Here is a 22,238-nt window from a genome sequence, read left to right as displayed (position 1 = left end):
CGAGATTACCCGCGAGCACGAATGTGGTGACGCAACCGATCGATGAAAGGGGAGTGCATGGTGCACACTCTTGTACTGTCTTTATACCGTATGATGTTGGGGAAGATGCGATTAAGAAGTCGCAAAACACTCAACCTCTCTCTTTCGATTTTAAACGGATTAACCCCTTGCCGCCCGTATCATCTGGTCAACCCTAAACACATTGGCTAAGGCAAACAGCATCGCCAACTTGTTATCGTTTTTAGCCAGTCCTCGATAGATGGCTTTCCTAAAACCAAACTGACGCTTTATGATCCGAAACGGGTGCTCTACTTTTGCTCGGATACTGGCTTTGAGGTATTCCGTTCGGATGGGTTGCTTATTTATTCTAGGGTGTTTCTTGAGAAGACGTACTTTACTTGGCCCTTTCTTTTTATAAACAGTGCAATCAGCCAGTCCGCCTCGATATCTTTTAGTTCTTTTCGCTTTTGTGCGCCTCGATAACCTGAATCCGCCGAGATAAAGGTCTCCTCGCCATGAAGCAGATTTCCTGTTTCTGTAATGTCGTGTACGTTGGCAGCTGTTGTGCTTAGGCTATGCGTCAGGCCGGTTCTCGCGTCCACGCCAATATGAGCTTTTAGACCAAAAACCATTGCTTTCCTTTTTGGGTTTGGTGCATCTCGGGATCGCGAGCTTTCGCTTTATTCTTCGTTGAACTGGCGGCTTCAATGATGGTGGCGTCGACAATCGTGCCTTCTTTTAAGCAAATCCCTGCGCTGGACAACCATTTATTGACCTCTTTAAACAGCTGACGGGAGAGCTTATGTTTTTCCAGCAAGTGCCTAAAATTCATAATAGTAGTGTGGTCAGGGATAGCGATGTCCAGCGACAACCCAGTAAAAAGGCGCATCGACGTGATTTCATAAAGAGTATCCTCCATGGCAGGGTCGCTCATGTTGTACCAATGTTGCATGCAATGAATGCGAAACATGGTGGACAATGGATACGGTCTTCTTCCTTTTCCGGCTTTTGGATAGAAAGGTTCAATCACCGCTTCAAGCTGATCCCACGGCATCAGTTCGTCCATTCGAGTCAAGAAAATTTCTTTGCGTGTTTTACGACGCTTATTGTTGAATTCACTGTCGGCAAAAGTAAGTTGATGTGACATGGTCAAGCTCGAAGATTAAAAATTAATTGTCTCATGAGAAGGACTTATTCGCATCTTCCCTCACCAAAAAGTTAGAATATTAAAACGCATATACAGGACCCATATGGCGGAAAATCACACTATCCCACCATTTGCGCGCAATACCTGACCGTTGATCCACCCTCCGTCGTTACTAACGAGAAAGGATACGGTTTGTGCAATATCGGTAGGATCACCTAACCGCTCTAATGGGGGCATTTGGGATAGTTTTTCAATTATGTGAGGTGGCTTTCCTTCGAAGAAAAGTTCGGTCGCTGTCGGCCCTGGGGCGACAGCATTTACTGTGATTTTTCGACCTCGTAGCTCTTTCGATAAGATAGCAGTAAGAGACTCCACAGCCGATTTTGTCGCCGCATAAACGCCATAAGATTCTAGCTTTAGGCCCACGACACTGGTAGATAGGTTAACAATTCGTCCTCCTTCACGCAGCCGATTCGCTGCTAGCCTCAGTGTATTGAAAGTTCCTTTCAGGTTGACGGCAATTTGACTGTCGAAGCTAGAATCATCAGTGTCCGCGATAGATGATAAATGCATGATGCCAGCATTGTTTACTAGTATGTCAACTCCGCCAAAGATGGTCGCGGCCTGATCAAATAGCGCCGAGGCCTCCGCAGATACGGATACATTTGCTCGAATAGCGACTGCCTTACCACCGTCGTGTTTTATCTCATCGACCACTTTTTTTGCTTCGGTTTCATTGCCCACATAGTTGACAACAATGCTGTGCCCAGCGCATGCCAATGATTTTGCGGTGGCTGCACCAATGCCTCTAGAGGCTCCTGTAACTATGGCTACTTTACCCGTTAGTTGAATACTCATATATAAACCTCAGTATTGCTTCATTGTTGAGGATACAAACTATTGCATGACGTAATGCTATACGGTAGTGGCATAAATCAAATGACTTATATACAATTTTCGTATGAGTGTTTTCGATAACCTTTATCAGTTACGCACGTTTGTCATTATTGTTGAATGTGGCAGTCTTTCAGCCGCTGCTCGGAGGCTAAACACTACACAGCCAACGGTTAGTCGCCATCTAAGTGCACTAGAGAGAGAGGTTGGGACTACATTACTTCAACGAGACACCCACCGAATGAGCTTGACTCTGACTGGCCATCAAGTACTTGCCAATGCTAAGTCGATTATTGAGCTAGTTGAAGAGTCAGAAAATAGATTACGCGCTGAACAGAAACAACTAGAAGGCCATATACGCCTCTTTTCGACGATTGACTTTGGACAGTCAGTTGTAAGCCGAATGATCGCGAGCTTTATTGAAGCGCACCCCGGTATCACGATAGACCTGTCCTATTCGAACCGGCCGATTCATATGATTGAGGAAGGCCACGATGTTGGCATCATCGCGGGAAATGTTACTGACGACAGTATCATTGCAAAGCGCATCGGGAGCATACAACGGCTAATCGTATGCTCCCCTGGCTTCTTACAAGGTAAGCAGGTTGATTCGCCTACTGACATAGAATCATGGCCGTGGGTAACCTTAAAAGGAAGTCAGTTCAATAGTACCAATAATATGACTTTCTACACCAAAGACGGTCAAAAACAGTCCATTTCGGTATCATCGGTTCTTGCAACCGAAGGTGTCACCGGTATACGCGAAGCAATACGAATGGGGCTTGGTATTGCCTTATTGCCAACTTGGTTAATACAGCAAGACCTTGTTTCTGAGCGGCTTATATCTATTCTTCCCGGTTGGATGCCTCAAAGTATCCCCGCACATGTTATTTACCCATCACAACGCATGCTGCCAAGTCGTTTACGTCGTTTAATCAGTTACTGCTCGGAGTATATGGCGCCGATATTGTGATCAGATTGTTAACAGCTAAGTTATTTTGGCTTAGTATTCAAATAATCATTTTGAAAATCATAATCGGGTAAGGGCTGGTATCTAGCCATCCCTCCCCACAACCCCCTACAGGCAGGTCCGTACAGGGCTTCTAATTTATTTTGAACAATCGTTCATAAATTGTTTGATCGATCGTTCAAGTATGGCTATAGTTCTCTCACTGAAGCAATTTTTTCAAACCTATTTCATCACTATTGGTGCTATTCAATGGCATCTGGAGAGACAAGCATGACCACCTTAACGATTCACGATCTTGATACCGCCCCACAAGAGAGCCAAGATTTTCTCGCCAAGTCACTTAAGGCTAACGGTCGTATTCCAGGGCTGCATGGGGTGTTGGCCAGCGCACCGGGGTTGCTCGAAGGCTATCAAAAACTGCATGAGCTGTTTGTTAATTCATCCTTTGATAAAGAAGAGTTAACCGTTGTTTGGCAGACGATTAACGTTGAGCATGAATGTCACTATTGTGTGCCGGCCCATACGGGTATCGCGCATATGATGCAGGTTGATGCTGCATTGACTGAAGCGCTGAGAAACGAAACCGCCATGCCAACCGCTAAGCTACAAGCGCTGCATGACACGACACTGGCGATGGTACGCAATCGCGGTAATTTGACCGATGAAGAAGTGCAAGCGTTCTATGCGGCAGGTTATGGTGAGCGTCAATTGCTGGAGATCGTGCTTGGCTTATCCCAGAAGGTTATTAGTAACTATGTGAATCATATTGCGGAAACGCCGGTTGATACTGTCTTTGAAAAGTTTACTTGGCAGAAAGCATAACCGTTGCGGGTTTAAGCGAGATTGATGATACATAGGCCGTGATTGATCGCGGCCTTATCGCTTATTAACAATGCATAGCAATCGATATTATTAAGAGAACCTTATGTCAGTGATCAGCACCCACACCTCGAATCCTTCGCTAACGCCACTGCCGCGTGATTTGCGTATGCCACTTCTCGTGATGGCGGCGATGCTTGGCGTTGTGGCGGGCGTTGTCTTCATTCTTATTCAGCCAATGTTTGGCATGGACACGCTGACGAGCCGTCATGCGGGCTCTTATCAGACCCTGGGAGATTGGGGCCGTGTGACGGCCATCATCATCGCATGGACGGCGCATTTAGCCGTTTCGGTGTTTTATGGCCTGTTATGTGGGGTGCTGCTGTTAAGCACGATGCGGTTAACCCGTATTGCCTTGTTTACGCTGATATTCACATGGATCACAACGGTGATAGCGCCGCCCGCCAACGCTATGATTGTGCAGTTGGTATCCTTTCAGCATCTACAGCTAGAAAAATTACCGGGCTTGAATGTTAGCTTGGATGTTAAGTTTTGGTTGCACTTCCTATTTTTTGCCGCCATTACGGCTGTTTTATATGCTTATCGCAAAACAGTAAATAAGGGCTAATATTGACAGCGTGTCCGCTTGTCAAGCACCTTTCCATAGATCTGAGTACTATGAATGCTGAGCAATAGTGGCAAGCACTAAAGGGATAAAACGAGGCGTTTTTTATGAAGCAAACAACGATTTTATTTGACATCAATGAAACGGTTTTAAATCTCACCGTTTTAAGGCCAAAATTTAAAGCTATTTTCGGTGATGAGCATTATACCGACACCTGGTTTTCGATGTTATTGCATGCCTCAACGGTATCGATGATTACCGGCGTTAACACCAACTTTGCTACGCTTTCAAAAATCATGCTTGAAACCCTTGCCGCCAAAAAGGGCATTCAACTGACGACTGACGTGATTGATGATGTATTGGGTGGCTTTTCTAGTTTACCCGCCCATGACGATATCAAAACGGCGTTGACCGCATTAAGGGCCGCGGGCTTTCGGGTGGTGGCTTTCTCTAACTCATCGCTTAGCTTAATCGAAAATCAGATTAACAATGCCGGGTTAGGGCCCTATTTTGATGAAGTCATTTCCGTTGAGGAGGCTGGTACCTTTAAGCCAAGCCCGACTGCATATCAATTTGCGGCCACGAAGCTCGGGCAGTCGAAGGATCAGTTAAGGCTGGTCGCAACCCATGATTGGGATATTCATGGTGCCATGAGTGCAGGTTTGCAGGGGGCTTATATCGACCGATCCGGTGCCCCCTATAATCCACTCTATATCAAACCTGACATCTATGCTTTAACGATGGATGCTATTGCAGCTCAGATTATCGCTACTGATCAATAATAGGGTGTGGTGATAATTGATGGCAGGCTTTTGCTATTTTTAAGTAGGGCATTAATGTGATTGCGATGGTTATCCTTAGCTCGCATCATCTCATTTTATGGGTTTAAATCGTTGCCAACAGTTAATATTGGCGGTTCTTTTGTGTTTGTCTTTTAGGTTTTCGCCTTAGGTTAATAACCCTCATTAATGTGCTTGTATTGCCGGAATTCCACCTTAGTTAAGGTGGCTAATTTGGGTTGTAAATATACTTGAACGATCGTTCATTTATGTTTATAGTGGTTCCAGAATTAAGTCATAACCGTTTCGGTCCAATAAAAATTAATGACGCAAATAGGATAATACGATGTTCAAGTTTTACTTCCACCAAACGCCAAACCCGATGAAAGTTGCGCTGTTCTTAGAAGAGAGCGGTCTGCCTTATGAGTTGATCCCTGTCGATACGATGAAGGGTGAACAGCACACCGCTGAATATCGTGCCATCAATCCGAATGGTAAGACTCCCGCGCTGGAAGATGCCGGTAAGCGGGTGTTTGATTCTAATGCTATCTTGATGTATCTATCTGAAAAAACAGGTCAGTTTGCCGGTAAAGCCGAAGATCGTGGTGAGATGCTCTCTTGGCTGATGTTTATCGCAACCGGTTTAGGTCCTTTTTCTGGTCAGTCGGTTCACTTTAGACATAAAGCACCAGAACAAGTACCTTATGCGATTAATCGTTATCTGCGTGAAGCTGAACGTCACTATGAAGTGCTAGAAGCGCATATGGAAGGTCGTGAATTTATCGTGGGTGATGAATATTCTATTGCGGATATCTCAGCATGGGGTTGGATCGATAAGGCGATGCCTGTGTTAGGCGGCGACGGCTTAGAGAGCTATCCTAACCTGAAACGTTGGTTCAACAGCATCAATGCGCGTCCTGCAGTAGAGCGGGCCCGCAACATTGATAACGATATTCAGTTTAAATCAGAGTTTGATGAAGAGGCCGCTCGGGCACTCTTCCCGCAAAACTTTGCTAAAAACGCTTAATTACGCAAGGAGTGAAAAGCGTGGGAAACCAATACGTACCCCCTAAAATTTGGGTCAATGAGACCGATGTTGCCAATAAGTGGGCGAATATCAATAGCCCTGAAGCTGGGGCGCGCTATGAGCAAGCTTTGCCGGTTGGTGAGCATGCTTTACAGCTTTATTCTCTTGGTACGCCGAACGGCCAAAAAGTCACCATTATGCTCGAAGAGCTATTGGCGCTGGGGATTAAAGCCGCGGAATATGATGCTTTTCTGATTAACATTGGCGAAGCTCAGCAGTTTTCGTCAGGTTTTGTTGGCGTTAATCCAAACTCGAAAATCCCTGCGTTGCTCGATCAGTCGGGTGATGAAGCGGTTAACGTTTTTGAATCAGCATCGATTCTTGTGCATCTCGCTGAGAAGTTTGGGCAGTTTCTGCCGAAAGCCGGGGCAGCACGCACGCAGGTGTTTAATTGGTTGTTTTGGGCGCAAGGTTCGGCCCCATTTTTAGGCGGTGGGTTTGGTCATTTTTATGCTTACGCCGATGAAAAACAGGAATACCCGATCAACCGTTTTGCTATGGAAACTAAGCGTCAATTAGACGTACTGAATAAGCAACTAGCAAACAATACCTATGTATCTGGCGAAACATATAGTATTGCCGATATGGCTATCTGGCCGTGGTACGGTAATTTGGTTCTAGGCAACTTGTACGATGCTGCAGAGTTTCTGCAAGTTGACAGTTATCCTCATGTGGTGCGTTGGGCTAATATGCTGGCACTGCGTGAAGGGGTACAACGAGGCCGTATCGTCAACCGTTCTTGGGGTGAAGCCTGGGAACAGTTGCCGGAACGTCATTCGGCTGCCGATATCGATAAGGTGTTAGCATTAGAGCCACGCTAAGATGAATGATTGCCAATGCAGTGGCTAGGGTATTGCCGTTATGCTGCATTGGTTGTCTGCGGTAAAGTCTGATAAACCTCATCACGGCTTTTGTCGGTTGTTGCCGCTGAAAGCCGTTGTCTGTCAAGGGTATAACCCGGAGCCTTGTGTGAACGATAAGATTAAGCTCGATATTATCTCTGATGTAGTCTGTCCTTGGTGCATCGTGGGTTATAAGCGATTAGAAGCCGCCATTAATGAACTAGGCCTGCAAGATAGGGTCGAGATCGAATGGCAGCCCTTTGAGCTAAACCCCGAGATGCCCAGGGAAGGTGAAGAACTGCGTGCACATGTATTGCGTAAGTACGGTGCTCAGCGCGAAGACAGTGATAAGGCTCGGGAAAATATTACGGCGCTCGGGGCTGAATATGGCTTCACCTTTGACTACTTCGAGGGTATGGACATCGTTAATACCCGAGAGGCGCATCTGTTACTCGACTTTGCCCATGAGCAAGGGTTGCAGCATGCCTTAAAGCAGCGCTTATTTGCTGCGTTTTTCAGTGAACGTAAAGATATATCTGATCGTGCCGTGTTATTGGCAGAAGCGGAGTGTGTCGGTTTAGCTCCGGTAGAGGCCGCATTAGCTTTAGATGACGATGAACGTCTCCAGCGGGTCGTTAATCTAGAGCGGCAATGGCAGCAACAGGGGATTTCAGGTGTGCCTACCGTGATCTTCAATCGCAGTAGTGCCATGACGGGCGCGCATCCCCAAAGCACCTATAAAGAGGTGTTAGGCGAGTTAGCTGGGCTTTAGTCAGCAAACCTAAACGGTTATCGGTGTTCTATCCAGTATTCTTAGTCGTTATCCTCGCGCTCGGTGTTGACTCGCCAGAGCGCGCTTTTGTCTCTATGACTAAATCGCCAAGTGGTTGGCGCAAGCTATTATCTAAACAACTTATCGGTGTCATTATCCATTCGTTCGGTGGCGCTTTTGAGTAGTTCTCTTAACCAAATGAGTCCCGGATCTTTGGAACGGTATTGATGCCATTGAATCGATTGGCGCATGGTCCCGATATCGAAGGGCAGTGGCTTGATCTCTAACGGTAGCACTCCCACCATTTTTTTGGCCAGCCGGGCATGGATAGTGGCGATATTATTGGTGCCAATCAATAAGGCGGGTAGGGAGGTCAGGCTATAAGAGGTCACGGCGACATCCCGTTGCACATCATATTTTTTGGTTAACACCAGTTCGATATGATCTTTGCGATCATCCGCTAAGCACATGACGATATGCCGGGCATCGAGATAGATCTCCTGCGTCAACGGCTGCTGGGCAAATTTACTTTGATCCCAGACTAAGCAAACAAAGTCTTCAGTAAACAGGTTCTCATAGGGGTTATAAGGCGAGACAAACTCTTCAGGAATGATCAGCAGGTCAGCTTCGCCACGCTCTAGATCTTTGTGAGGGGTGTTAATTTGCCGCAGGAAGTTGAAACGTGCTGTACTCGATTGCTCTTCCGCCAGCGCCAGCAAATGTGGAAAGAGCACCAACTGGGTGTAATCCGATACGAAAATACTAAAGGTTCGGTCGGTTTTATGTGGCTCAAACACAGGTTGTAGCAAAATTGTACTGTCAATGCGGCTAAGAATATCCCGTACAGGGTCTTGAAGACTCTCTGCTCGTGGGGTTATTTCCATCTTTCGCCCGACCTGAGAGAGAAGCTCATCGCCAAAATAATCCCGCAACCGTGAGAGCGAACTACTCACCGCCGAAGGACTCAGCATCAATTGTTCTGCTGTCTTGGTGACACTTTGCTGTTTTAACAGCGTATCTAGCACCACGAGTAAGTTAAGGTCGAGGTTTTTAAAACGCATAACGCTGGCTCCTGTTATTCCTATAGATGACTTAAATGGGTTGATCATTCGATGCCATCGAATCGTTGATTCATTCTAAACCGTTTTACTGAAAGGTCGACCCCTATTATTCTGGCAGTGTGTTGATTTACCCATTTAGCCGGTATTAGCAGGTTTATCCTGCTAGGCTTGGCTTTAAGGTCGATCTGCCAGTCCTGATAATAAAAACAAGACTCCATTGATGGGGGAGTGACAAATGAAGATAGCTTCAACGAAAGGGGTGATCCCTTTCCGACCTACGGTTCTAGCCTGTGCCATACTTGCCTGCACCACTCAAGTTCATGCTTTTCAGATCGATACCGGTGATTCAGAACTGAAGCTTCGCTGGGATAATACTGTGAAGTACACCACCGCCTTTCGTCTTAAAGACCAGTCGCCAGGTTTGAATACGTCTCATGATGATAACCAAGATGATGGTGATCAGAATTTTGATAAAGGGTTAATTTCTAATCGTGTCGATCTATTAACCGAGTTTGATGGCTCTTATAAAAATCTCGGTTTTCGGGTGAGCGGTGCGGCCTGGTACGACGATGTTTATCATCAAGATACTGACAACGATAGCGGTACATCGAACCATACCCCTGCAAGTGAGTTTTCTGATGAGACAAAAGAGGTCATGGGTGGCGACACAGACCTCCTTGATGCCTTTGTGTATGGTCGATTTGATTTTAATGAGGGTACCGCGACGGTACGTTTAGGGCGCCACACTCTGCTTTGGGGTGAAAGCTTGTTTTATGGTGCCAACGGTATCGCCGGCGGCATGGCGCCAATCAATGTTGTGAAACTGCAATCGGTTCCCAACACCACCTTTAAAGATGCGGCGTTGCCCATAGGTAAACTGTCGGTTGACCTGCCTCTGAATGATCTCGTTTCTGTCTCGGGCTATGTTGGCTATGAATATGAAAAAACGCAGCTTCCGCCAGCTGGTTCATATTTCTCGGCGAGTGATGCCCTTGAAGGTGAGCGTATTGTTGTCGGTGGGCCTTTAGGCTTTGAACGTGATGCTGATATGGAGCCTTCCGATTACGGTCAGTATGGTTTGAATGTTCGTTGGTATGATGAGGATCTGGATTCAGATTTCGGCCTTTATGCTATTCGTTATCACGCATTCACGCCGAGCCAGAATAACTTAAGAGCAAATCCACCGTCGGGGCCTGGGGCTCCAGATTTTGATTCTTATTCATGGGCTTACCATGAAGGTATTCGGGCATTCGGTGCCAGTATTGCCACCAGTATTGATAACTGGAGTGTTGCGGGTGAGATCTCCTATCGTGAGAATCAACCTTTGGCGAGTGGCCCTAATGCGCTTACCGTTAACCCTGTTCCGGGTTACTACACCTTCAATAATACCGATAACCCCGGATATGCGGTTGGTCGCACAGCGCATGCTCAGGTTTCATGGATCGCCAGTCTTGATCCAAACTTTATCTCTGATGAAACCAGCTTTATTGGCGAGATTGCGTGGAATACGCGGATCGGTGTCGATAAAAACGAACATTTGTTGAATCCCTTTTCCGACCGTTCGGCGGTTGGTATCAAGATGGTCTTTACACCAACCTATCGTCAGTTGTTTTCCGGTGTTGATATCTCCGTACCGGTGGGGGTGAGTTACACCCATGGTAAATCCTCAGCCCTAGGTAACGCATTTGGGGTTGATCGCGGCGGTGACTTTAATATTGGGGTCAATGCGCTGGTTCTGAATGAATGGAAAATCAATGCGAAATACGTCACCTATTATGGTCCAGAAGGCGGAACATTGATTGATGCGCCTAACCCATCGGGTACTGATCAGCCAACGGTTTCATATCGACAGAACCTCGCTGATCGTGATTTCTTCTCGCTTTCTATAAGTACTACCTTCTGATTACTCCGGAGAAACAATATGTATAAAAATAAAAACCGGGCTCTTAAAGCTATTTTTTCTGTGGCGGCACTTAGCTGTCTGTCAATGACGTCCGTGGCGGGGGTGACGGCAGAAGAAGCTGCAAGACTAAACACCGATTTGATGCCATTAGGTGGCGAAAAAGCAGGTAATGCTGCAGGGACTATTCCTGCCTGGACAGGCGGCTATAGCCAAGCTATTCCTGCAGCGGCAGATGGTCGTCGCGGCGATCCTTTCAAAGATGAAAAACCGCTTTATTCAGTGACAGCGCAAAATATGGGTGACTATGCCGATACCCTTAGCGACGGTGTTAAGGCGATGCTAAATAAGTATCCTGATACTTATCGTCTGGATGTTTATCCAACTCACAGAACGGCGATGGCGCCGCAGTGGGTTTACGATAACACGGCTAAGAATGCTGTTAATGCTTCTCTTGATGGACATGTGCTGAAAGGAGCCTACGGTGGTATTCCTTTCCCTATTCCCAAAACGGGCCTAGAAGTGATACGCAATCATACACTGGCTTGGCGTGGCTCTAGCTGGGAAGCGACGCTTAATCAGTATCAGATTACTAAATCGGGTAAACGAGTACTGACGACCGATGGTCATATTCGCCAACGTATGCCCTATTACTTTGAAGAAGAGGGGGCTGCTGAGAAGTTTAAAGGCTTCTTCTGGGAAGTTAACTTAGTTAACCAAGGGCCACCCATCCGTGCGGGTGAAATGATTGTCGGTCGTACTAACCTCGATGCGGATAAATCAGCAGCGTATGTGTATCTCACCGGCCAACGTCGGGTGCGTAAGTTGCCAAATGCATGCTGCGATACACCGACCCCTGCAACAGCGGGTTTGATGTCATTCGATGAGCTGAGTGTTTTCTCAGGTAGCACCGATACCTTCGATTGGAAGCTGCTGGGTAAGAAAGAGATGCTGGTGCCTTACAACAACAATAAAGCGCTGCAGTTTGCTGATGCCGAGATCGTCAATGGCCGTCATCTGAATCCTGATGCGGTACGTTGGGAATTGCACCGGGTTTGGGTGGTTGAAGCGAATGTTGCTGAAGGCAAGCGTCACCAAGCACCGCGTAGTATCTATTACATTGATGAGGATACCTGGCAGGCTCAGTTAGGCGATCGTTGGGATGCGAATGGTCAACTGTGGAAAACATTGTGGAAGTTCAACTATGTGATGCCTGATTTCCCCGGCACGATACAAGGTACCTTCGGTTACTACGATCTTCTCTCGAGCGAGGGTTATGTTGCCAACCTGTTAGGTGATCAAAAATATCAGTATCGCAAGACACCTCGTTGGAAGACTGACATGTTCACTGGTCGCGGTCTCGCCGCTCAGGGTGTGCGTTAAGTTATTCCGTTAATGCTGCAAGCGGTGGTGTTACCACTTAGCCACCGCTTTTATGAGCGAGTTTGATTGTCAATCTCGGTTGATGCAGTTAATGAAGTCCGTATAGGTAAAGCTTTTCTACGTCATGGCTATGTCATCGCCGGCTCTGTGTTGAGCCGGAGGGCGAAGCTTTACCTAAATGAATTTGAGATCAGCGTTAGGTCGTCTTTATGACGCTTCGCCTGAAGACTTATTACTGCTTTTTGAGCTAGGTTTGCTTAGGGCAATGACTTTTAAAGGAGAGTTTATGTTCCGCTATTTTCCAACCAACTACCCATGGGATCTGTCTATCAACTTGGCGCTAGAGATGGGTGCGCGTATTGGTGAAGTTGAAGAGATGTGCGCGCCTCTTAAAGACGCCGCACAAGCACGTGATGCGGCGGGTTCTAAAGCTTTCCGGGAAAGCTGGGAGCGAATGGCCGATAAATTATGCAGTTTGGCTGTTGAGGATGAAGCCCGTGGCCGGATGATCTCCGCCGGTGATAAATATGGCCGGGCAGCGACTTATTATCTGACGGCTGAGCGTTTGCAGGGGCACGGTACAGAAGGGCGTGAAGAGCTGTATAACCGTTTTCAAGAGGTATTCCTGCGAGGCCTTGAACTGTCTAAAGAGAATTGTCAGCGGGTAGAAATACCCTATGAGGGCAAGCATCTGTCAGCGCTCTATGTGCGTGCCGAAGGTGTAGAAGGTAAAGCGCCTATTCTAGTGCAGGTCAATGGTCTGGATTCCACCAAAGAGATGAAGTATCGCGTTGGGCTGCCGGCCTGGTTGGCAAAACGGGGTGTGTCATCGTTGATCGTGGATCAGCCGGGTACCGGCGAAGCACTGCGCTTACAGGGCCTCACCGCGCGTTATGACAGCGAGCATTGGGCGAGCAGAGTCGTTGACTGGTTGGAAAGCCGTGATGAGATTGACGCTCAACGGATCGGCATGGAGGGGGTTTCCTTAGGCGGTTATTACTGCCCTAGAGCGGTGGCATTTGAACCTCGATTTGCCTGCGGTGTTGTCTGGGGCGCGAATCATGATTGGCGTGATGTGCAGAAAAAACGCCTTGAGAAAGAGGGCAGCTTCCCGGTGCCGCATTATTGGGAACATGTTTGCTGGGTCTGGGGCGCCAAAGATATGGATGAGTTTATGGCGATCTCGTCAAAGGTTCACCTCGATGGCGTGTTGGATCGCATTAAAGTGCCATTCCTGGTGACCCATGGGGAGAAAGATTCACAGATTCCACTGCACTGGGCTGAACGCACCTATGAGCAATTGGTTAACAGTCCAAATCGTGAATTAAAGATTTTCACCGATCGTGAAGGCGGTGTGCAACATTCAAGTTTTGATAATTCCGCCAATGCCGGCGCCTATATCGCCGATTGGGTAGCTGAAACATTGGGCGGCCATACGGCCTAAGACAGAATTTAACGGAGAATAATAATGAAAATAGTCGGATTAGATACCGTTGTGTTCGGTGTTGAAGATATGGCTTCTTGTGCTCAATACCTTAAAGATTATGGTTTGATTGCGGTTGAAGAAAGCGCTTTGGGTGGTCGTTATGAAGCCTTAGATGGTACCGCGGTGGTGTTAGCTGATGCCGCCGATGATAGCTTACCCGCGGCAATGGAAAGCGGCTCGCAGCTGCGTAAAACCGTGATGGGGGTTGCAGACGAAGCGGCGCTACAAGCGATAGTCACCGAGCTCAGAAAAGATCGGGACGTGCGTCAGTTAGATGACGGTTCTTATGAGTCGGTCGATGATCTCGGTTTTGTCATCGGTTTTCAGGTGACGGTACGTAAAACGATTGTTAAGCCCGGTGAGATCTCTAATGCGCCCGGTGCGAGTGTTCAGCGCAACGTAAACACTCTAGGAGTGGATGTTGATGCTGAGCAGATCCGTCCATCATCACTGTCTCATATTGTTTACTTTGTCCCGGATGTTGCGAAAGCGGAAGCGTTTTATGTTGAACGGTTAGGCTTTCGTTGTACCGACCGGTTTGAAGGGGTGGGGCCTTTTCTACAGCCTGCAGGCATGTTGGATCACCATACTCACTTTTTGATCCCCGCGCCGCCGCATATGAAAGGGGTAGAGCATTTTACCTTTCATTTTTCGGGCCCTACCGAGGTTATTCAAAACGGTACTCGTTTCGTTGATAAGGGTTATCAGGCATTCTGGGGACCGGGCCGTCATATCTTTGGCTCAAACTGGTTCTGGTATTTCAACAGTCCTTTCGGTTGTCATATGGAGATGGATGCAGATATGGATCTGCACGATGCCACGTGGGAGCCCCGGGTTGCACACATGAGCGCCGATGCCTCTCAGGCCTTCCTATTACGGCACCGGACTAAATGGTCGCCAGGGCGAGATACACCACCCGAAGGCGACTATGCCTAATTGAAGATAACGCGCTACGCTGCAGGTTAAATATCTTTATTAATCTTTTTGATTAGTTTTTTAAAAGGCTCTTTGGGGGCCTTGAGTTTCAAGGGTTGTCAGAATGGAAGCACTGCAACTCTGCTAGACCTATAAAAATAATTATTGTTGGAGAAAGGCCGTGTTCTATATCTGCTTAGATGTTGCGGAAAGTGTCGATAATGCCCAGGCTGATCGCAGGGGAGAGTTGGCATGATTAAGACTGCGAGTAAGCGTGGTCACATCGCCCTGATGATGGCCCATTGTGCCGGTATGCTGGATTTGGTGGCTTTGCCTGTCTGGATCGGCACCTTAGTTCAATACTATAAGCTAGAGCCGCAACAGGCTGGAAGTCTAGCAACACTGTTCCTCTTTGGCGCTGTTATCGCCAGCATTACCTTAGCGCATCGCCTCCACAGTTTTAATGGCCGTTGGGTTGCTGTGATCGGCTTTGGTCTTGCGGCGCTCTGTTTTGCTGGGGTTTCGCAGACCAGTGAATTTTCGCTGATGGCTATTTTGCATGTGGCTGCCGGACTTTCTGTCGGGGCCGCCTTGAGCGTAACCCATGGCACCATCGCTCGGAGTATCAATCCTCATCGATTGTTTGCCATTGTCAGTGCCGCCTTGGGTGTCTTCTCTGTTATTTTCTATGCGGCCGTACCGAGCTTAGTTGCCGCCAGTGGCGGCGAGCTCCTGTTTGTTATTTTTGGCCTCGTTATGTTGCTCGCTTCACTGGTATCGGTGATTGCTTTTCCAACGGCTGATGCCCGATTGGATGAAGATGTGACGCTAGAGGGACAGCCGGTTAAAAATACGGTGAAGGTGAAAATACCCAAAGCAGTTTGGTTTGGTATTGTCGGTATCAGTGCGATGGGACTCGTGCAGGCGATGACCTTTAGCTTTCTTGAGCGCGTCGGTGATGCCAATGGTTTTACGGTGGCGGCCATTAGCGGTGTGTTAGTCACGCTGGGTATTGTCAATCTATTGCCAGCCCCTCTCGCAGGTCTGCTGCAGCATCGGGTCTCCGCCCGTTGGGTATTGATCCTAGGCCCAGGGCTTCAGGCGTTGATTTCGTTCGCCATTATGAGCACTCAGTCTTTTATGCTCTACGCGATCAGTGCTTCATTATTTGCCGGGGTCATTCTGTTTACTCATACCTTTGTGTTTGGTGTGCTGGCGCGACTCGATATCTCTGGTCGTGCTTTGGCCGCAACACCGGCCATGATGATGACAGGGGCGGGCATCGGGCCAATATTGGGCGGCTCATTAGTACAGGGGTTTGGTTATCAGAGTATTGGTATCGCGGCGATCTGTATCGCCGTGGTATCAACGTTTTGTTTCTCCCGTGTACATAGCTCTGAGAATACCCAATCGGTGCAGGAGCCTGCCGCATGACGCTTAATACTGACAAACGAATGTCCACATGGATGTCTAAACGGCTGTTCTCACTGCTGGTTTCCGGTGTATTGGCCGCCTTATTTGGTGCTATGCCAACGCAAGCAGCCGAAACAACGGATGCACTGGTGCGACCCGCCGTCACAACAACGCTAGGGCCTCGGGCCTTTATGCTCGGTGCAGCAAATGCCGGCGAGCGGTTGGTCGTGGCGGGTGAGCGCGGCATCATTCTCTTATCTGATGATAATGGTCATAGCTGGAAACAAGCGCCAGTGCCGGTGAGTGTTACGTTGACTACGGTGCGCTTTGCCGATCCTCTCAATGGTTTCGCTATTGGTCATGGCGGGACGGTGCTAACCACCCGTGATGGCGGTGAAAGCTGGACGGTTCGCCTCGATGGTAATGCCGCGGCTAAGGTTATACATGACGCCGCACAGGTCTCCGGGGATGAGCGTGCGATAGCGTCTGCAGAACGACTGGTCTATGACGGCCCGGATAAGCCAATGCTTGATATGGCGCTGATCAGTGCTGAGCAAGCGATTGTCGTCGGGGCTTACGGTATCGCCTTGAGTACCGACGATGGCGGACAAAGTTGGCATTCATTGGTTGATCGTCTGGATAACCCCGGCGATCTCCATATCTATACGCTGCGCCGCCATGGCGACCGCATCGTGATGGCTGGTGAGATGGGGATGGTTTGGCTCTCGGTTGATGGTGGACAGCATTATGACTTGCTGGAAACCCCCTATGAAGGGAGCTTCTTTACCGCCGAACTAATGGGTGACGAAACCATCATCCTAGCAGGCTTGCGCGGTAATGTTTGGCGCTCGGATGATAATGGTGAGGATTGGACCCAGGTGAAATCACCGGTTGGAGCAACCATTACCGCATCGATGCAAGATGATGATGGCCAGCTACTGATGGTTAATCAGGCAGGCATGGTTATGGCACTCAAAGGTGATCGGCTGGTGCCCGTAACGAAGCGACATTTTCCGCCGTTGAATAATCTTCTAGAGAAAGATAACGGAGACTTACTGATTGTTAGCGCTCGTGGCCTGATGTCGGTTCAATCTGGAGATTTGAAGTGAAACATAGCACCCCAATCGATATTTCACCGGATGACGTGTTTGATCCTAATTCCGGCACCCTTGTAGAACGGCTGTTATTTAACAACCGGATGATCGTTGTCATTATCTGCGCCATTATTACGGCGGTATTGGGATGGCAGGCACTGAAGCTGGATCTTAACGCCAGTTTCGAAAAAACCTTGCCGGGTACCCAGCCCTATATTCAGAACTACCTTGAATATCAGAACGAGTTAACGGGGTTGGGTAATGCCGTACGTATCGCGGTCGAAAACCCAACGGGTACTATCTATGACGCGCGCTATCTCGATACGCTACGTCGTATGAGTGATGATATTTTTGTCTTACCCGGCGTTGACCGCGTACAGATGAAATCCCTTTGGACACCCACCACCCGTTGGATTGGTGTCACCGAAGAGGGCCTTGAGGGCGGACCGGTGATTCCCGACGGCTATGACGGTTCTGAGGCTAGCTTAGCGCGTTTATCGGCTAATATAGCTCGTTCCGGCATCATCGGTCAGTTGGTTGCCATCGATGCGACCTCGTCGGTTATCTATGTGCCGTTATTAAGCACCGGTGCTGAAGGGAAACCTCTTAACTATGCAACCTTCGCCGGCGAATTAGAAACCCTGCGGGCTGAGTATGAGCAGGAAGGGGTGGTTATCCATGTTACCGGGTTTGCCAAGGTCATTGGTGATCTGATTGATGGGGTGCGCTCGGTCTTGGTGTTCTTTGCTATTGCCGTGGTCATTGCCGCCGTAATGGTGTTTGGCTTTACCCGCTGTATTCGTTCAACCCTGTTGGTGGTGATCGCCTCATTGATTGCCGTGGTTTGGCAGTTGGGCCTCTTACCGACGCTAGGTTATGTGCTTGATCCTTATTCGATTCTGGTACCGTTTTTAGTATTCGCTATCGGCATGAGCCATGGCGCTCAAAAAATGAACGGGATTATGCAGGATGTTGGCCGCGGCTTTAATAAATTAGTGGCTGCCCGGTTTACGTTTCGACGGTTATTCCTTGCCGGTTTAACCGCACTATTAGCCGATGCGGTTGGTTTTGCCGTACTGCTGGTGATTGATATTCAAGTTATCCGTGAACTGGCGATTGCCGCGTCCATCGGTGTGGCGGTATTGATCTTAACCAACCTGATTTTATTGCCTATTTTGCTTTCCTATGTGGGCGTTAGTCGTAGCGCGGCGCAACGCAGTATCACCAGTGAAAATAATGAGCAGTCTAAAGAGCAGGCGCTGTGGAATTTTCTTGATCAATTTACCCGTCGTCGGGGTGCCACCATCGCGGTAAGTGTTGCAGTGGTATTAGCTATTGCCGGTTTTGCGGCCAGTACGCAGCTTAAAATTGGTGATCTAGACCAGGGCGCGCCTGAGTTACGCGCGGATAGTCAATATAACCTCGATGTGGCTTTTATGAACCACCATTACGGAGCGTCTAGCGATGTACTGGCGGTGATGATTAAAACCCCAGACGGTGTTTGTTCTCAATATGAGACGCTTAATAAAGTCGATTCATTGGAGTGGCAACTACGACAGATCAAAGGGGTGGAAACAACCAACTCATTGTCACTGCTATCTCGCCGAGTGTTGTCAGGGCTAAATGAGGGGAATCCGAAGTGGTTTGAGTTTCTGCCTAACCAACCGATGCTTAACTACATTACCGCGGGTGCACCTCGGGGCTTGTATAACAGTGGTTGTAATCTACTAACACTGTATGTCTATCTGCAGGATCACAAAGCGGAAACGCTGACTCGCGTGGTCGATCATATCGAAGCCTTTGCCCAAGAGAATAATACCCCTGAGGTGCAATTTCTGTTGGCGGCGGGGAGTGCCGGTATTCAAGCGGCCACCAATATTGCCGTGAAAGATGCTTGGCGGCAGATGCTGTTCTTGGTGTATGGCGCGGTTATCCTACTGTCATTCATTACCTTCCGTTCGTGGCGGGCAGTGGTCGTCGCTGTTTTGCCATTGATGCTGACCTCTATTTTGGCCGAGGCATTAATGGTTGCGCTGGGCATGGGGGTTAAAGTGGCAACCTTACCGGTGATTGCACTGGGTGTGGGTATTGGTATCGATTATGCCCTTTATATCCTCTCGGTCACTCAGACACAGATGCGCTTCGGGGCGTCGTTATCTGAAGCCTACTTAAAAGCCCTGCGCTTCACCGGCAAAGTGGTCATGTTGACCGGTGTGACCTTGGCTATCGGTGTGGTGACCTGGGTGTTCAGCCCAATTAAGTTCCAGGCGGATATGGGGGTTCTGTTAGCCTTTATGTTCCTGTGGAATATGCTCGGAGCAATGATTTTATTGCCAGCCTTAGCGCACTTTCTGATGCGGCCTAAAGCCCGTGTGCCAGCCAATATCGAAGAGGCTGTTGAAGATATCAAGGTGCATGTATGAGCCAGCATCTGAATAATTTGGTCAACACTGCTGACGTGCTTACAGACAAGCGTAGTAACGGGAAGGGCTATTGATATGTATAAACATTTACTGGTTCCGTTAGATGACTCCATGCTCAGCGGTGCAACGGTTGAGCAAGCGGCAAGCTTTGCCCGGTCGATAGGGGCACGCATCACCTTTGTGCATGTGCGAGCCGATTTCGCGGGCAGTTCCGATGGTGCACTCATTGAAGTGATGAATCCGGATGCCTTTACCGAGGCCGCCTTGGGCAATGCTCAAGGGCTGTTGGCAAAAGCTAAATCGGCAGCGATTGCCGCCGGGGTTGATGCCGCGACGGTGATTCGGGTTGGCAATAAACCTGCAATGACAATACTGGAAGTCGCCACGCAGCAGCAATGCGATCTTATCTTTATGGCTTCCCATGGGCGGCGTGGGATCAAGGGTATGATTCAAGGGTCGGTTACTCATAAGCTACTGCAAAACGCTACATTGCCTGTTTTGGTGTCTCAAGTTGAGAGTAATACTGAACTCAGTACGCAAGAGCAGGCGATCACCATCATTAAAAATGAGCATCGCGCATTATCTGCAGTAGTGAGAGGCTTGCAGCAACGCTTAACTGAGCTCGATGATGAACCCGAAGAAGCCGACTTTGCACTGTTAATGGCGATGCTGTTCTACATCGAAGATTATTCTGAACGGTTACATCATCCAAAAGAAGATGATTATCTGTTCACGGCTTTACGGCAACGAACGTCAGATTTCGGCGGGGTATTAGCTGAACTCGAGCAGCAGCATCAGCAGGAAACACCCATCATGGATAAGCTGCGCCAGCAGTTGGCGGCTTATGTGGCGGGGCAGGAAGGGGCGGGTAATGCGTTTACCGAAACCCTTAATCGCTTTGCTGAACAGCAATGGAAACATATGGCTAGTGAAGAGCAACTGATTATTCCAGCCGCTCGAGAACACTTACTGCCATCTGACTGGGATGTGATTGCTCAAGCGTTTGCCGTGAACGGTGATCCTCAATTTAACGTCGATAAGCGGGCATCCTTTGAGCGGCTTTTTACCCGACTAATGAATCAGGTGACGGTTAATCATGACTAGGACGATCCCTCGCAATGCAGTCTTTCTCGGCCTTTCTCGGTTGATTCCCGAGGGACAGTCGCGCGGTTTCGATCCGGCAGACCAAGGACAAGATTCACTGTTTTTGGTCCGTGTTAAGGGCAAACTTTATGGCTGGCGTAACGCCTGTCCGCATATCGATGGTGCGCCGATGGCATGGCGTAAAGATGCGTATCTCAATGCTAAACGCACCCATATTGCTTGTCATGCCCATGGGGCATTGTTTGAGCCTGAGACGGGGCTCTGTATTCAGGGGCCTTGTTTGGGTAAACGTTTACAGGCAGTCGATGTAATAGAAGACGATAACGGTCAGGTGATGATCTGTCCGTGATAATAAGAATAAGGAGTTAAACAGATGGCAGCAGTTAACAAGGTACTGGTTATTGGCGGTGGCTTTTCAGGTATGGCAGCCGCAATTCAAATGTCAAAAGGGGGATCGCTGTCGATCTCGTAGAGATCGATCCAGACTGGTCACCTTTAGGCGCAGGAATCACCATTAATGGGGCAACCCTGCGGGCATTACATACATTGGGTGTCTATGAACAATTTTTAGCCGCCGGGTTTGCCTCCGATGGTGTTGATATTCTCACCGCAACAGGCCATCCGATCGCTACACTGCCAACGCCGCAGCCGATTGGCGCAGAGGTGTCAGGTGGTGGCGGGATTATGCGCCCTGCACTGGCCCGGTTGTTGGCCGATGCAACCCTCGAAGCGGGTGTTTCTGTCCGCTTGGGCTGTACCTACAAGGATATCACTGTGGACGATGATCAGGTGACTGTCAGTTTTACCGACGGCACGGTCTCTCACTATGATCTGGTAGTGGGTGCCGATGGTATTAACTCCAAGCTAAGGGAGCAATTCTTCCCCGAAATACCGACCCCGGAATATATTGGTCAGGGGGTTTGGCGCGCAGTGATGCCTCGTCCCGAGGGTATTGAACGTCCACGAATGTGGCTTGGTGAGCACATTAAACTGGGTATTAACCCGGTATCCGCGAGCCAAATGTATATGTTTATCACCGAGGATCGGCCGACCAAAGAGCATATTGATCGGGCGACTTGGCCTGCGGTCTTTACCGGCCTGATGGATCTCTTCAGCGATCCGGTCGTCACCGCATTGAAGCCCTATGCGCTTAAACCCGAGAGCAATATTGATTATCGGCCGATGGCTAATTTGCTGGTGCCTGTGCCTTGGAACCGTGGCCGTTTAGTGATGATTGGCGACACTGTCGCCGCGACCACGCCTCATCTTGCTTCGGGGGCCGGTATTGGTATCGAAAGCGGTATCGTGTTGGGTGAAGAACTGGTGGCCAATGATGCATTGCAGCCAGCGTTGGACCAGTTCCATCAACGCCGTTGGGAGCGCTGTCGTATGGTGGTCGAGAACTCTGAACGGCTGTGTATGATTGAGATTGACGGCGGTGATAAAGCCGAACATTCGGCCATCATGGGGCAATCGATGGCTGCGTTGAGACAACCGATCTAACGCCAATTTACAGGCATTGTT

20 protein-coding genes and 1 pseudogene are annotated in these 22,238 nt (G+C 48.7%); 18 read left to right on the top strand and 3 right to left on the bottom strand.

Features of this window, described 5'->3' with window-relative positions; all coding sequences use genetic code 11:
* Nucleotides 1-159: 159 nt before the first annotated feature.
* Together AC0L4K_RS09555 and AC0L4K_RS09550 are read right to left on the bottom strand one after the other, a co-directional pair.
* A pseudogene (locus tag AC0L4K_RS09555) lies at nt 160-1,147 on the bottom strand (IS5 family transposase).
* A 114-nt stretch (nt 1,148-1,261) separates the two neighbouring features.
* Entirely contained in the window at nt 1,262-2,005 is a 744-nt protein-coding gene (locus AC0L4K_RS09550; RefSeq protein ID WP_473269080.1) for an SDR family oxidoreductase, read from the bottom strand.
* A gap of 103 nt (nt 2,006-2,108) precedes the next feature.
* On the opposite strand from AC0L4K_RS09550, the gene AC0L4K_RS09545 reads away from it, so the two are divergent.
* The 7 genes from AC0L4K_RS09545 (at nt 2,109) to AC0L4K_RS09515 (ending at nt 7,935) form a co-directional block, all read left to right on the top strand.
* A complete protein-coding gene (locus AC0L4K_RS09545; RefSeq protein WP_473269079.1) occupies nt 2,109-3,014 on the top strand; it encodes a LysR family transcriptional regulator in 906 nt (301 codons plus the stop codon).
* Between the two features lie 267 nt (nt 3,015-3,281).
* Nucleotides 3,282-3,833, top strand: a complete 552-nt coding sequence (locus AC0L4K_RS09540) for a carboxymuconolactone decarboxylase family protein (protein ID WP_473269078.1) — start codon at nt 3,282-3,284, stop codon at nt 3,831-3,833.
* A 103-nt stretch (nt 3,834-3,936) separates the two neighbouring features.
* Nucleotides 3,937-4,458, top strand: a complete 522-nt coding sequence (locus AC0L4K_RS09535) for a hypothetical protein (protein ID WP_473269077.1) — start codon at nt 3,937-3,939, stop codon at nt 4,456-4,458.
* Nucleotides 4,459-4,562: 104 nt separating this feature from the next.
* Nucleotides 4,563-5,237 (top strand): haloacid dehalogenase type II, encoded by a 675-nt coding sequence (locus AC0L4K_RS09530; RefSeq protein WP_473269075.1) that lies wholly within the window; start codon nt 4,563-4,565, stop codon nt 5,235-5,237.
* Nucleotides 5,238-5,580: 343 nt separating this feature from the next.
* Entirely contained in the window at nt 5,581-6,261 is a 681-nt protein-coding gene (locus tag AC0L4K_RS09525; protein ID WP_417223058.1) for a glutathione S-transferase family protein, read from the top strand.
* A 20-nt stretch (nt 6,262-6,281) separates the two neighbouring features.
* On the top strand, nt 6,282-7,142 hold the full coding sequence (yghU, locus tag AC0L4K_RS09520) for a glutathione-dependent disulfide-bond oxidoreductase (RefSeq protein WP_473269073.1): 861 nt from the start codon (nt 6,282-6,284) through the stop codon (nt 7,140-7,142).
* 148 nt (nt 7,143-7,290) lie between these two features.
* The gene (locus tag AC0L4K_RS09515; protein ID WP_473269072.1) at nt 7,291-7,935 is read left to right on the top strand and encodes a DsbA family oxidoreductase; all 645 of its coding nucleotides are present in this window, start codon (nt 7,291-7,293) and stop codon (nt 7,933-7,935) included.
* Between the two features lie 128 nt (nt 7,936-8,063).
* On the opposite strand, the gene AC0L4K_RS09510 is transcribed toward AC0L4K_RS09515, so the two are convergent.
* Entirely contained in the window at nt 8,064-8,996 is a 933-nt protein-coding gene (locus AC0L4K_RS09510) for a LysR family transcriptional regulator (RefSeq protein ID WP_473269071.1), read from the bottom strand.
* 235 nt (nt 8,997-9,231) lie between these two features.
* Between AC0L4K_RS09510 and AC0L4K_RS09505 the strand changes: the two genes are divergently transcribed.
* From AC0L4K_RS09505 to AC0L4K_RS09455, 11 genes are all read left to right on the top strand, one after another.
* Nucleotides 9,232-10,899: a DUF1302 domain-containing protein gene (locus AC0L4K_RS09505; RefSeq protein WP_473269070.1), complete on the top strand. Its 1,668-nt coding sequence runs from the start codon at nt 9,232-9,234 to the stop codon at nt 10,897-10,899.
* A gap of 18 nt (nt 10,900-10,917) precedes the next feature.
* On the top strand, nt 10,918-12,279 hold the full coding sequence (locus AC0L4K_RS09500) for a DUF1329 domain-containing protein (protein WP_417223072.1): 1,362 nt from the start codon (nt 10,918-10,920) through the stop codon (nt 12,277-12,279).
* A 178-nt stretch (nt 12,280-12,457) separates the two neighbouring features.
* Nucleotides 12,458-13,723 carry an alpha/beta hydrolase family protein gene (locus tag AC0L4K_RS09495; protein WP_473269069.1) on the top strand — a complete coding sequence of 422 codons (1,266 nt, stop codon included), beginning with the start codon at nt 12,458-12,460 and terminating at the stop codon, nt 13,721-13,723.
* Between the two features lie 24 nt (nt 13,724-13,747).
* Nucleotides 13,748-14,701 carry a VOC family protein gene (locus AC0L4K_RS09490; protein ID WP_417223077.1) on the top strand — a complete coding sequence of 318 codons (954 nt, stop codon included), beginning with the start codon at nt 13,748-13,750 and terminating at the stop codon, nt 14,699-14,701.
* A 231-nt stretch (nt 14,702-14,932) separates the two neighbouring features.
* Nucleotides 14,933-16,114 (top strand): MFS transporter, encoded by a 1,182-nt coding sequence (locus AC0L4K_RS09485; RefSeq protein WP_417223078.1) that lies wholly within the window; start codon nt 14,933-14,935, stop codon nt 16,112-16,114.
* Entirely contained in the window at nt 16,111-17,202 is a 1,092-nt protein-coding gene (locus AC0L4K_RS09480) for a WD40/YVTN/BNR-like repeat-containing protein (RefSeq protein WP_417223079.1), read from the top strand. The genes AC0L4K_RS09485 and AC0L4K_RS09480 overlap by 4 nt, the downstream gene beginning before the upstream one ends.
* Nucleotides 17,199-19,610, top strand: coding sequence for an efflux RND transporter permease subunit (locus tag AC0L4K_RS09475; protein WP_417223082.1), 2,412 nt, complete (start codon nt 17,199-17,201; stop codon nt 19,608-19,610). The genes AC0L4K_RS09480 and AC0L4K_RS09475 overlap by 4 nt, the downstream gene beginning before the upstream one ends.
* A gap of 75 nt (nt 19,611-19,685) precedes the next feature.
* Complete coding sequence (locus AC0L4K_RS09470; RefSeq protein WP_473269068.1) at nt 19,686-20,714, top strand: universal stress protein; 1,029 nt, start codon at nt 19,686-19,688, stop codon at nt 20,712-20,714.
* On the top strand, nt 20,707-21,063 hold the full coding sequence (locus AC0L4K_RS09465; RefSeq protein ID WP_417223088.1) for a Rieske (2Fe-2S) protein: 357 nt from the start codon (nt 20,707-20,709) through the stop codon (nt 21,061-21,063). Before AC0L4K_RS09470 ends, AC0L4K_RS09465 begins: the two co-directional genes overlap by 8 nt.
* A 24-nt stretch (nt 21,064-21,087) precedes the next feature.
* On the top strand, nt 21,088-21,186 hold the full coding sequence (locus AC0L4K_RS09460; RefSeq protein ID WP_473269067.1) for an FAD-binding protein: 99 nt from the start codon (nt 21,088-21,090) through the stop codon (nt 21,184-21,186).
* Complete coding sequence (locus AC0L4K_RS09455; protein WP_473269217.1) at nt 21,168-22,217, top strand: FAD-dependent oxidoreductase; 1,050 nt, start codon at nt 21,168-21,170, stop codon at nt 22,215-22,217. The genes AC0L4K_RS09460 and AC0L4K_RS09455 overlap by 19 nt, the downstream gene beginning before the upstream one ends.
* The last annotated feature ends 21 nt before the right edge of the window (nt 22,218-22,238 follow it).

This window comes from Amphritea sp. GJ51-11 (assembly GCF_055808735.1).
The sequence above is the reverse complement of the archived record's forward strand: the minus strand, read 5'-3'. Positions and strand labels throughout refer to the sequence as shown.